This is a genomic window from Cupriavidus sp. SK-3, from assembly GCF_000611145.1.
Classification (GTDB): Bacteria; Pseudomonadota; Gammaproteobacteria; order Burkholderiales; family Burkholderiaceae; genus Cupriavidus.
In genome coordinates this window covers 1-11,981 of sequence record NZ_JFJV02000232.1, presented here as the reverse complement: position 1 = coordinate 11,981, position 11,981 = coordinate 1, and the positions used below count along the sequence as shown (strand labels likewise).

The following is an 11,981-nucleotide window of genomic DNA, read 5'->3' as shown; positions in this document are numbered from 1 at the left end:
CGCGGCGGCCTCACGACGTCCATTTGCGCTCGTAGTCCATGCGCTCGAAGTGCGCCACCAGGAAGTCGATGAACAAGCGCACCTTGGCGGCCAGGTAGCGTCGGCTCTGGAAGGCGATATTGATGGTGAGCCGGGGCAGGTCCCAGTCGTCCAGCACCGGGATCAGCCGGCCGGCAACGATATCGTCATAGACGATGTACTTGGGCTGCACCAGGATGCCCAGGCCTTCCAGCGCGGCGGCGCGTATCACCTGGCCGTCGTTGGACTCCAGCTTGCTGCGCACCGTTACCGATTTCTCCTCGCCGTTGCGGGTGAAGGTCATCTCGTGCGGCCGGTTCGCGTAGGAGTAGATCAGCATCTGGTGGCGCAGCAGGTCCTCAACCTCGCGCGGCGTGCCCATGCGGCCCAGGTAGCGCGGCGAAGCGGCCAGGATGCGACGCGTCTGCGCCAGCCGGCGCACCGTGAGGCCGGAGTCGGGCTCGAACTCGCGGGTGCGGATGGCAAGGTCGATGCCGCTGTCCATGATGTCGTAGTAGCGGTTGGCCGCGAGGATATTGACGTCCACCTTCGGATAGAGCGCGGTGAAGTCGGGCAGCAGCGGCGCCAGGTGTTTCATCGAAAACGACAGCGAGGCGGTGATGGTCAGCGTGCCGCCCGGCTCCAGCACATTGGCGTTGACGGCCGCCTCCGCTTCTTTCATTTCCGCCAGCACACCCTTGCAGCGCCGGAAAAACTCGTGCCCCACGCCGGTCAGGTACAGACGCCGCGTGTTGCGCTCGATCAGCCGCGCCGAGAGGCGCTCCTCAAGCGAAGCGAGGTAGCGGCTTGCCGCCGCATTGGAAATGCCCAGGCTCTCTGCAGCCTTGGTGATGCTGCCCAGTTCGGCGATCTGAACGAACAGTTCGAATTCGGTCCAGCGGTCCATCTGGCGTCTCCCCGTGTGCGGCTTCTCCTCCCTTGTCCTGGCCGGATTCCCTCGCCAGGTGGAAAGAAGATTTCCTGATCCGTCGTTTTTTTCCGTTTTCCGGGAGTATAGAGTTTGTTCCAACGGATGTCAGGTGCTCGATTCCGCCGCTGGCGGCGAATGCGCACGGCACGACAGCCCACCCGAAGAAAGCCAGAGTGGCGCGCCGGATACCGGCAGCGCCGCCGCGCCAAGGAGACCATTCCATGCCCGCATTCCGCTTCGCTTGTCCCTCGCGTCTTGTTTGCCTTTCGCATTAAAGAGGACCGCGCTCATGTCACGCATCCTGGTAAGCGGGGCGACCCTGGTCACGATGGAGCCCACCCTTGGCGAGTTCACCGGCGACCTGCTGATCGAAGGCGAGCGCATCGCCGCGATCGCGCCGCGCATCGAGGCGGGTGACGCGGAACGGATCGACGCGCGCGGCTTCATCGCGGCGCCCGGCTTCGTCAACGCGCATATGCACACCTGGCAGACCGCGCTGCGCGGGGTGGCTTCCGGCTGGACGCTGACCGGGTACTTCCGGCAGATGCACGCGGGGCTGGCCACGCGCTTCACACCGGAAGACATCGGCATAGCCACGCTCGCCGGCGCCTGGAACCAGCTGGACTGCGGCACCACCACGCTGGTGGACTGGTGCCATAACAATCCCACCCCGGCGCATAGCGACGCCGCGCTGGACGCGCTGGCGCAGTCCGGCATCCGCGCGGCCTTCCTGCACGGCTCGCCCAAGCCCGACCCCAAGCCCGGCGCCATGCCGTTCTGGGAAATGCCGCACCCGCGCAGCGAGGTGGAGCGCCTGTCAAAGCGGCTGCAAGGCTCGGCCTTGCTCAGCCTCGGCCTGGCCATCCTGGGCCCGCATTACTCGACGCTGGAAGTGGCGCTGCACGACTTCGCCCTGGCGCGCGAGTTCGGCCTGCTGGCCAGCATGCATCAGGGCGGCGGCAGCGCGCGCACGCCGGATGGGTGGGAGCGGCTGGAGCGGGCGGGGCTGCTCGGGCCGCATATCAATATCGTGCACGGCAACAACCTGACGGACGAACAGCTTGCCCGTTTCGTCGGCCTGGGGATGAGTTTCTCCGTGACGCCGGAGAACGAACTGACGCAGGGCCATGGCTTCCCGATCACCGGCCGGCTGATGCGCCTGGGCGCGGCGCCGTCGCTTGGCGTGGACCTGGAATCGGGTCCGTCCGGCGAGATGTTCATTGCCGCGCGGATTGCGCTGGGCGTACAGCGTGCGCTGGACCATGCCGCCTACCGGCAACAGCACGATGACATCGGCCCGGCCCATGCGGCGAGCTGCCGCGACGCGCTGGACTGGATCACGCTGGCCGGCGCGCGAATGCTCGGCATGGAAGACCGCATCGGCTCGCTGGCCGTGGGCAAGCAGGCCGACCTGGTCCTGATCGACGCGCGCAAGCTCAACATGATGCCGCTGCACGACCCCGTCAGCGCCATCGTGATGCAGGCGAGCCTGGCCAACATCGACAGCGTGTTCGTGGCGGGCAGGGCGCGCAAGCGCCACGGGCGGCTGCTGGTGGACGGGCTGGCGGGCAAGCTTGAGAGGCTGCGCGAGTCCGGCGAACGGCTGGCGGCGGGGCGGTAGGGAAAAAGAGGTGTCCCGGGGAGCAAACCAACGCAACGGTTGAGCGGGGCGGGGGAGAGGGCGGGCGCATCAATCCGCCACCAGCGCCTGAAGAACCACCAACCAGAAAAGGAGGAGACCATGCATCGACAACCCGCCACGCACGGCATCGGCGCCGGCGCGATCGACAGGCTCGCATCATGAACGCCATCACGGAAATCACGCCGCTGTTCGAGATGCGCGGTATCTGCAAGCACTTTCCGGGCGTGAAGGCGCTGGACGACGTGTCGTTTTGCATCTATCCCGGCGAAGTGCATATGCTGCTGGGCGAGAACGGCGCCGGCAAGTCATCGCTGATGAAAGTCCTGTGCGGCGTCTATGTGGCCGATGCCGGCGAGTTCTATCACGAGGGCAACCCCGTGACGATCGCCAGCCCGGCCGACACCATGCGGCTCGGCATTGCGGTGATTTTCCAGGAATTCTCGCTGGTGCCCTACCTGGACATCGCGCAGAACATCTTCCTCGGCCGCGAGCCCGCGGGCCGCATTCCCGGCTCCGTCGACACCGCCGCAATGCATGCCGAAGCGCGCCGCATCCTCGACATCCTCGGCATGGAGGTGAGCACGCGCACGCCGGTGCATGCACTGGGCGTGGCGCAGCAGCAGATGGTGGAGATCGCCAAGGCGCTGTCGCAGAACGCCCGCATCCTGGTGCTGGACGAACCCACCGCCGCGCTGTCAGACCGCGAGACCGAGAAACTGTTCGCGGTGATCGCACGGCTGAAGGCTGATGGCGTCTCGATGATCTACATCTCGCACCGCATGGCCGAGGTCTTCGCACTCGGCGACCGCATCACCATCCTGCGCGACGGCCGCAAGGTGGGCGCCTGCCTGCCCGGCGACGCCTCGCCGGACGAACTGGTGGCGCGCATGGTGGGCCGCAAGGTCGATATGAGCTATAGCCGCGAGCGCGGCGCGCAGCCGGGCGAGGTGGCGCTCGATGTGCGCAACGTCAGCGCGGACAGCGGCATCACGGAGATCAACCTGCAAGTGCGCGCCGGCGAGATCGTCGGCCTGGCGGGGCTGGTGGGATCGGGGCGCAGCGAAGTGGCGCGCGCCGTGTTTGGCGCCGACCCGATCCGGCAGGGCGAAATCAGGATTTTCGGCCAGCGGCTCGCCGGGGGGCCTGACCGCGCCCGCGAACTGGGCGCCGCGCTGATCCCGGAAAGCCGCAAGTCCGAAGGGCTGGCGCTGATCCGCACGGTGCGGGACAACCTGCTGCTGGCCGGCCTGCGGCGCGCGTTTCCCTCGCGCTGGTATCGCGCCGACAAGGCCGAGGCGCTGGCCGCGCGCGAGATCGCGCGGCTGCGTATCGCCACGCCCGATGGCGACCAGCTTGCGCAATTCCTCTCGGGCGGCAACCAGCAGAAGATCGTGATCGGCAAGTGGCTGGTGGCGCAAGCCAGGCTGTTCATCTTCGACGAGCCCACGCGCGGCATCGACGTGGGCGCCAAGGCGGAGATCTTTGCGCTGATCGACAGCCTGGTCAGGCAGGGAGCGGGCGTGCTGCTGATCAGTTCCGAACTGCCGGAAATCATCAATGTCTGCGACCGCACCTACGTCATGCGCGGCGGCCGCATCGCCGGCGAGCTCGCGCATGGCGAGATGACCGAAGAACGCATTCTGCAACTGGGGATGAACGATGCTTGATACCAATGCACTACCGCGGCAGCCGGGCCGGCCGTTCGGCAAGCTGCCCGGCTCGGTCTGGGTGCTGCTGCTGCTTTCGCTGGTCTTCAGCGCCACGGGCTCGGGCTTCCTGAGCGTGGACAACCTGCTGAACATCGGCACGCAATCCACCATCCTGCTGCTGATCGCCTTGCCGATGACGCTGATCATCATGACCGAAGGCCTGGACCTGTCGATGGGCGCCGTGCTGACGCTGTGCGGCGTGGTGCTGGCCATGGTGATGGTGTCCACCGGATCGCTGCCGCTCGCGCTGGGCGCGGCGCTCCTGACCGGGCTGGCGTTCGGGCTGCTCAACGGTGCGCTGGTGTCGTGGCTGGAGATTCCACCCTTCGTGGCGACGCTCGGCACGCTGGGCGCCGCGCAGGGCCTGGCGCTGGTGGCCACCGATGGCCAGAGCGTGGTGGGCATCGGCGACACCATCCCGCTGATCTATTCCGGGCAACTGCTGGGCATTCCCTTTCCCATCTGGATCGCCGTGGCGTTCTACGGCCTGTTCCACTGGCTGCTGTACCGCACCCGCTTCGGCGCCTACGTGTTCGCGCTGGGCGGCAACCGCGAGGCGCTCAAGTTCTCCGGCGTGCGCATCAATGTCTGTCTCATCGCGGTGTATGTGCTGGGCGGGCTGATGGCCGGCGTGGCCGCGCTGCTGCTTACCGCACGCATGAACGCGGGGCATCCCACGGCGGCCATCGGGCTGGAGTTCGATGCCATCGCCGCGGTGGCGGTAGGCGGCACCACCTTCGACCGCGGCAACGGCTGGCTGCCCGGCACGGTGCTGGGCGTGCTGGCGGTGGGCGTGCTGCGCAACGGGCTCAACCTCGTCGGCGTGCAGTCATCGGTGCAGGTGGCGGCGATCGGCGTGCTGGTGCTGGTGGTGCTGCTGATCGAATCCTTCAAGGGGAAAGCATGAACACGGCGACTCTGTTCCCGCCACTCTCGGCGGATGCCCGCTCGTTTGCCTACCGGCTGTTTGCGCTCGGCTTGCTGTGCCTGCTGCTTGCCGTGGCGTCCGACGCGTTCCTGACGCTGAGCAATATCCTCAACGTGCTGCGCCAGGCCAGCCTGCTGTTCCTGCTGGCATCCGGCGTGACGCTGGTGATCCTCACCGGCGGGCTGGACCTGTCGGTGGGCGCCAATGTGGCGATGTCGGCCTGCGTGGCGGCCACCGTGATGAAGGCCACGGGGTCGACCACGCTCGGCGTGGGCGCGGGGCTTGGCACCGGCGCGCTGATCGGCCTGGCCAACGGGCTGCTGGTGGCCATGCTGCGCATCCCGCCCTTCATTGCCACCTACGGCATGTTGTGGGTGCTGCACGGCGTCACCTACTGGTTCATGGCGGGCGAGACCATCCATGGCTTTCCGCCGGCGTTCCGTGCCATCGGCAGCGGCTACTTGCTGGGTGTGCCGATCCCGGTCTACCTGATGCTGCTGTTCCTGGTGGCCGGCACCGCCATGTCGCAGAAGACCGTCTACGGGCAGGAGATCTACGCCATCGGCGCGAATCCCGTGGCAGCCCGGCTTTCGGGCGTTCCGGTGAAGCGGCGGCTGGTGCTGGTGTACCTGGTGAGCGGCGCGATGGCCGGCATCGCCAGCCTGGTGTTCCTGGCCCGGCTCAACTCGGCCGAGGGCGACATCGGCGAGGCCCTGACGCTGCCCGCCATTGCCGCGGTGCTGATCGGCGGCACCTCGCTGTTCGGCGGCGTGGGCCGCGTATCCGGCACGCTGGTCGGCGCCATCATCCTGACACTGGTGCTCAACGGCATGAACCTGCTGACCGTGAGCGCCAACTGGCAGCCCCTGGTGACCGGCGTGATCGTCGTGCTGGCGGTATTCCTGGACACGCTGTCGCGCAAGCGGCTGGGTGTCAGACCGTAAGTCAGGCCGTAAGTCAGGCTGTAAGTCAGGCCGCAATCCTGCCGGCGCGGCAGCGGGCGCCGCGCATGGCCCTTCATCAAAAACCAAGGAGACAACATGAACCTACGTAACCTGAAACAACTGGCAGGCGTGCTGGCCCTCGGCATGCTGGCGGCGCCGGCCCACGCGGACGGCGAGCGCATCGCGGTATTCACCAAGAACCAGACCAATCCGTTCTTCCAGGTGGTGCGCCAGGGCGCGGACGCGGCGGCCAGGAGCATGAGCGCCCGCGTCACCCACTACATCCCCACCAAGCCGGACAGCATCCCGGAACAGATGAGCCAGGTCGAAGACGTGATCGTCAAGAAGGCCGACGCCATCGTCTTCGTTCCGGTGGACTACAAGGCGATGGGGCCTGGCGTGAAGAAGATCAACGCGGCGAACATCCCGGTGGTCAACGTCACCGACAAGAGCGAGGTCGGCAACTTCGTCTCCTTCGTGGGCGCGAGCGACTACGACCTCGGCCTGAAGACCGCCACCCACCTGTTCAAGGCCATGGGCGGCAAAGGCAACGTCATCCTGCTTGAGGGCATCAAGGGCTCGCTGACCAATATCGACCGCGTCAGGGGCATGCAGGACGCGCTCAAGGCCTTCCCCAGCATCAAGCTGCTGGCGTCGCAGCCGGCCAACTACCAGCGCCTGCAGGCGCTGCAGGTGATGGAAAACCTGATGCAGTCGTACCCGCAGATCGACGGCATCTTTGCCGCCAACGATGCCATGGCCATCGGCGCCATCGAGGCGCTGCAGGGCGCCAACCGCAAGGCGCTGGTGTCCGGCATCAACGGCACCCAGGAGGCGATCGATGCCATCAAGGCGGGTACCTTGCTCGCGACCGGTGACTACAATGGATTTGCCCAGGGCTGCCTGGGCACGATGGCGGCCATTCGCAAGCTGCGCGGCATGCCGGTCGTCCAGAGCATCGTGCTGCCGGCCACGGTGGTGGACAAGACGAACTACCAGTCGATCGATGTCCCGGCGAGCAAGCGCAGCTGCCCGCGCTGGGAGGATGCGGCCAAGGCCTGAGATTCACTGCCCGGCGCCCGGACGATCGACAGATCGAAAGATCGACAACCAGAGAACAGACATCATGCGCAATCTAGACGAAGAAACCATTACCCAGGCGGTGCTGGCGCGGCACGCCGACATGCCGGACGGGAGGCTCAAGGAGATCATGACCAGCCTGGTCCAGCATCTGCACGCCTTTGCCCGCGAGGTGCGGCTCACCGAGGCCGAATGGGCCGAAGGGATCAGGTTCCTGACCGAAGTCGGCCATACCTGCACCGACAGCCGGCAGGAGTTCATCCTGCTGTCCGACACGCTGGGCCTGTCCACGCTGGTCACGGCGCAGAACCACACGAAGCCGCGCGGCTGCACCGAGGCCACGGTGTTCGGGCCCTTCTATGTGGATGGCGCGCCGGAGTATGAACTGGGCGGCGATGTGGGCAACGGCATGACCGGCGAGCCGTGCTACGTCAGCGGCCAGGTCAGGAGCGTGACGGGCGAGGCGGTGCCCCATGCCAGGCTGGAAGTGTGGCAGGCAGATTCGGATGGCTTCTACGACGTGCAGCAGGCCGGACGCGACGGCCACCAGGGGCGCGGTGCGCTGACCGCCGACGCCAGCGGCGGCTTTCACTTCAAGTCGATCGTCGCCGAGTGCTATCCGATCCCGCACGACGGGCCGGTGGGGCGCATGCTCGACGCCATGGGCCGCCACCCGTGGCGCCCGGCCCACCTGCACTTCATGATCACCGCACCGGGCTACGAGACGCTCATCACCCATGTGTTCCGCGAGGGCGGCGAGTACCTGGATTCGGATGCGGTCTTCGGTGTGCGCAGTTCCCTGATCGGAGACTGGGTGCGGCATGAACCCGGCATCGCGCCCGACGGTACGGCATCCGCCAGGCCGTTCTACACGCTGGACTTCGATTTCATCCTCAACCCGGCACCGTCGGCGCCGGCTTCAACGTCAACGTCATCGTCAACACGGAGGTAAGCCCGCATGCTGTTTGTATTCCATCTTCTCGACAAGCCCGGCACCAGCGAACTGCGCGCCCGGGTGCGCCCGGACCACAAGGCCTATCTCGGCGCCAGGGCGGGCAGCATCGCCTTTGCGGGCCCGCTGCTGGGCGATGACGGCGCCACCATGGTCGGCAGCCTGCTGGTGATCGATTTTGCCTCGCGGGCGGAAGCGCAGGCGTGGCTGGAAGCCGAGCCCTTTACCAAGGCCGGTGTGTATGGGCAGTCGACCGTCCATGCCTTTGCCAACCTGTGGCCGCAGAAGGCCGGTTTTCCGCCGGCCTGAGATCCGGAAAGGAGGAGACGTGCCCATTGTCAAACACATCGTGATGTGGAACCTGCGCGGGGAAACCGAAGTGGACAAGCAGGACGGCGTGGCCCGGCTGAAGCTTGCCTTCGAAGGGCTGCGCGGCCGGATCCCGGGACTGCGCCACCTGGAGGTTGGCGTGGACGCCAGCAGGGTCAACTACGCCTGCGACGTGGTCCTGTACGCCGAGTTCGAGTCGCAATCGGCGCTGGAAGGCTACGCCAGCCATCCGGAGCACCTGCGCGTGAAGGCCGAGCTTGGCGACCTGCGCATCGCGCGGCACCAGGTGGACTACGAAGCGTCCGCATGATGGCGCCCGGCACGGGATGCCCGGCCGGGCGCAAGCGGGCGTGGTCCGGGTTTCAGCCTATGGCGCGGCCGCTCCGGCTGGACATCAACAGGCCCAGGATGATGCCGGCCCCGACCGCCATGCCCATCGAGCGCAGCGGTTGCGCCTTGACATAGGCGGCGGTGTCTTCGGCGCGCTGGGAGAACTGCTGGCGCACGTTATCGGAAATGCCTTTCGCGGCGTCCCGGGTTGCGTTCATCTTGTTCAGGAACTCTTCCTTGGCCTGGTCCAGCGCGGCCCCCGACAAGGTGGGGATACGGACAATCAGGTCATCGAGTTCCCGCTTCAGGCCGTAGGCTTCGGTCCGTGCGACCGTGCCGACCTGTTTGCCGGCATCTTTAGCCGCGTCCATGACGTTTGCGGCTGCCGCGCCTGCCTTGCCGGCGAAACCCGGCGAATCGTTCTGGGCGGGGAATTGGGTATTGCCTTGGGTTTCCATTCGTGGTGCTCCTGAGAGGGGGCGTTCGGGGCGAGGGTGCCGCGTGCGCTGCACGCGGCGTGGACCTGGCGGCTCATCCGCCTGCGCGTCCCGGGTCGGCGCAAGCGAGGTCATCATGCTCGGCGCATGTTCCGTGCCATGCGCCAGCCTTGGTGACGCGGCGCGCGTGCCGCCGGCAAGGCCGGTGGGCAGCCATGCCGCCGGGCCGGCGCAAGGCATGGAAAATTACCGGCTTTGTAATTCTTCCCGTGACCCGGAGGCCGGAAAGGCGATGCCGCCGGCAACGCCGTCCTGGCACGTTCGTTGCGCGCACTTCGGCACGACCCTTATCAGGAGACGAACATGAATGAACTCGATCGCAATGCACTCAATCGTGGCGCGACCGCCGCCGGCCGTGGCGCGGCCATTGTCGGAGGCGGGATCGGCGACGGCCCCGGCCCGGACGTCATGGCGGCTTCGACGCTGGAAGGCGACAAAGTCTATTCCTCCGACGGCGAGCATGTCGGCAAGATCTCGGAGATCATGCTCGACGTGCGTGGCGGCCGCATTGCCTACGCGGTGCTGACCAGCGGCGGGTTTCTCGGGATGGGCGACACCCTCCACGCCATTCCCTGGGGCGCGCTCACCCTGGACGCCGACGAGAAGTGCTTCCGCATCGGCGTGACCGCGCAACGGATCAAGGACGCGCCGGGCTTCGACAAGGACAACTGGCCGTCCATGGCCGACCCGCGGTGGGGCGCCACGCTGCACGAGTACTATGGGCGCGCGCCGTACTGGATCGGGGATAGTGGCCCGCTCTGAACGCCGCGCATCAGGCGCCGCGACAGGTTCCTGTTTTCCTGCAAGCGTGCGTGGGATGCGCCCGCTCCCGCCGCGCGCCGGGCATCACCCTCGGCAGCCTTGCCGCGTCCATGCGAGAATTCTCCCCGGCCAGCCGTAAAACCGGCGGGCACATGGATGAACGCCGGATGCCCGGCCGTTCAGGACAATAAATCTGCGCGCGACCGGCCGCTCTTCCAGAACGAGAACGGCCGGTCGCGACGTCAAGTGGAGACAGGAAATTCCCATGGGCATCACAGAACTTCTGGCGCAGCCGATTGGCAACCTGGCCGGCTGCGTCCGGCTGCACGCGGCCGAGCAACCCGGGCATGTTGCGGTGGTCGACGACCGCCGTTCGCTCACCTATGCCGAATTCGATGAACTGGTTGACCGCGTTGCCGCCGCATTGCAGCGTGACGGCCTGGAGCCCGGCGCTGCGCTTGCCGTGTGCGCGGCAGCTTCCGTCGAGTACGCGGCGATCCTGATCGGCGGCCTGCGCGCCGGGGTCGCCCTGGTGCCGCTCGCGCCATCCTCCACGCCGGCCAGCCTGGCGGGCATGGTGCAGGACTCCGATGCACGGCTGCTCTTCGTCGATGCGGATGTCCTGCGCGAGATCGCGACGGTCAGGGACGGCATCCAGGCCCGGCTCGTCGGCCTGGGCGGCGCGCCCGCCGGGCTGTCCTTCGAAGCCTGGCTGGCGCCGCAAGGCAGCCGCCCGCGGGAGCATCCCGTCAGGCCGGAGCAAGTGTTCAACATCATCTACTCGTCGGGCACCACGGGGACGCCAAAAGGCATCGTGCACGGCCACGGCCTGCGCTGGAACCAGATCCGCCGTGTCCAGGAAAGCGGCGGCTACGGGCGCGAGGCGGTCACGCTGATCTCCACGCCGCTCTACTCCAACACCACGCTGGTGAGTTTCATCCCCACGCTGGCGCTGGGCGGCACCGCGGTGCTGATGCCAAAGTTCGATGCGCAACGCTATCTCGAACTGGCGGCGCGGCATCGCGTCACGCACACCATGCTGGTGCCGGTGCAATACCAGCGCCTAATGGCCCGCGGAGATTTCGGCGAGTACGACCTGTCGGCATTCAAGATGAAGTTCTCCACCAGCGCACCGCTTGCGGCCGCGCTGAAGGGCGAGATCCTCAAGCGCTGGCCGGGCGGGCTGGTGGAGTACTACGGCATGACCGAAGGCGGCGGCAGCTGCGTGCTGGCGGCGCACGAATTTCCCAACAAGCTCCATACCGTCGGCAAGCCGATGGAAGGGCACGACATCCGGCTGATCGACGACAACGGCGTCGAGGTTCCCGTGGGCGAGATCGGGGAGGTCGTCGGGCATTCCAACATCATCATGGCGGGCTATCACAAGCAACCGGAAAAGACCACGGCCGCGGAATGGCGCGACGCCACCGGCAAGCTCTTTATCCGCACCGGCGATGTCGGACGCTTTGACGAAGATGGCTTCCTCACGCTGATGGACCGCAAGAAGGACATGATCATCAGCGGCGGCTTCAATATCTACCCCAGCGATCTCGAAGGCATTCTGCTGCAGCATCCCGAAGTGGTGGACTGCGCCGTGGTAGGGGTGCCTTCGCAGCGTTGGGGGGAGACGCCGGTGGCGTTTGTGGTGCGTAGGGAAGGGGCCGGGGTGTCGGGGGAGGACTTGATGGCCTGGGCTAATGGGCAGGTGGGGAAGACGCAGCGGCTTGCTGTGGTGGAGTTGGTTGAGGGGCTGCCGCGGAGTGCGATTGGGAAGGTGCTTAAGAGGGAGTTGAGGGATGGGTTTGGGGAGGGGCGGGGGGTGGAGTGAGGGCTTAACGTCAACGTCAACGGCTTAAAG

The 11,981-nt window shown here is 66.8% G+C and carries 12 protein-coding genes; 10 read left to right on the top strand and 2 right to left on the bottom strand.

Annotation, left to right across the window (positions count from 1 at the left end):
* Nucleotides 1–10 precede the first annotated feature (10 nt).
* Entirely contained in the window at nt 11–925 is a 915-nt protein-coding gene (locus tag CF70_RS23615; RefSeq protein WP_035870462.1) for a LysR family transcriptional regulator, read from the bottom strand.
* 313 nt (nt 926–1,238) lie between these two features.
* Between CF70_RS23615 and CF70_RS23610 the strand changes: the two genes are divergently transcribed.
* The 8 genes from CF70_RS23610 (at nt 1,239) to CF70_RS23575 (ending at nt 8,844) form a co-directional block, all read left to right on the top strand.
* Complete coding sequence (locus CF70_RS23610; RefSeq protein ID WP_035870460.1) at nt 1,239–2,570, top strand: amidohydrolase family protein; 1,332 nt, start codon at nt 1,239–1,241, stop codon at nt 2,568–2,570.
* A 179-nt stretch (nt 2,571–2,749) separates the two neighbouring features.
* Complete coding sequence (locus CF70_RS23605) at nt 2,750–4,258, top strand: sugar ABC transporter ATP-binding protein (RefSeq protein WP_035870456.1); 1,509 nt, start codon at nt 2,750–2,752, stop codon at nt 4,256–4,258.
* Nucleotides 4,251–5,207, top strand: a complete 957-nt coding sequence (locus tag CF70_RS23600) for an ABC transporter permease (RefSeq protein WP_035870454.1) — start codon at nt 4,251–4,253, stop codon at nt 5,205–5,207. Before CF70_RS23605 ends, CF70_RS23600 begins: the two co-directional genes overlap by 8 nt.
* Nucleotides 5,204–6,172 carry an ABC transporter permease gene (locus CF70_RS23595; protein ID WP_035870452.1) on the top strand — a complete coding sequence of 323 codons (969 nt, stop codon included), beginning with the start codon at nt 5,204–5,206 and terminating at the stop codon, nt 6,170–6,172. The genes CF70_RS23600 and CF70_RS23595 overlap by 4 nt, the downstream gene beginning before the upstream one ends.
* 96 nt (nt 6,173–6,268) lie before the next feature.
* A complete protein-coding gene (locus tag CF70_RS23590; protein ID WP_152561893.1) occupies nt 6,269–7,234 on the top strand; it encodes a sugar ABC transporter substrate-binding protein in 966 nt (321 codons plus the stop codon).
* 64 nt (nt 7,235–7,298) lie between these two features.
* Complete coding sequence (locus CF70_RS23585; RefSeq protein ID WP_035870451.1) at nt 7,299–8,204, top strand: intradiol ring-cleavage dioxygenase; 906 nt, start codon at nt 7,299–7,301, stop codon at nt 8,202–8,204.
* 6 nt (nt 8,205–8,210) lie between these two features.
* Complete coding sequence (locus CF70_RS23580; protein ID WP_035870449.1) at nt 8,211–8,513, top strand: YciI family protein; 303 nt, start codon at nt 8,211–8,213, stop codon at nt 8,511–8,513.
* A gap of 19 nt (nt 8,514–8,532) precedes the next feature.
* Nucleotides 8,533–8,844: a Dabb family protein gene (locus CF70_RS23575; protein WP_081862322.1), complete on the top strand. Its 312-nt coding sequence runs from the start codon at nt 8,533–8,535 to the stop codon at nt 8,842–8,844.
* Nucleotides 8,845–8,896: 52 nt separating this feature from the next.
* Here the strand turns inward: CF70_RS23575 and CF70_RS23570 are convergent, their stop codons facing one another.
* Nucleotides 8,897–9,322 (bottom strand): DUF883 family protein, encoded by a 426-nt coding sequence (locus tag CF70_RS23570; protein ID WP_051648859.1) that lies wholly within the window; start codon nt 9,320–9,322, stop codon nt 8,897–8,899.
* 342 nt (nt 9,323–9,664) lie between these two features.
* Between CF70_RS23570 and CF70_RS23565 the strand changes: the two genes are divergently transcribed.
* Both CF70_RS23565 and CF70_RS23560 read left to right on the top strand, forming a co-directional pair.
* Nucleotides 9,665–10,123: a PRC-barrel domain-containing protein gene (locus CF70_RS23565; RefSeq protein ID WP_035870447.1), complete on the top strand. Its 459-nt coding sequence runs from the start codon at nt 9,665–9,667 to the stop codon at nt 10,121–10,123.
* Nucleotides 10,124–10,388: 265 nt separating this feature from the next.
* Nucleotides 10,389–11,951, top strand: coding sequence for a class I adenylate-forming enzyme family protein (locus CF70_RS23560; protein ID WP_200876800.1), 1,563 nt, complete (start codon nt 10,389–10,391; stop codon nt 11,949–11,951).
* The last annotated feature ends 30 nt before the right edge of the window (nt 11,952–11,981 follow it).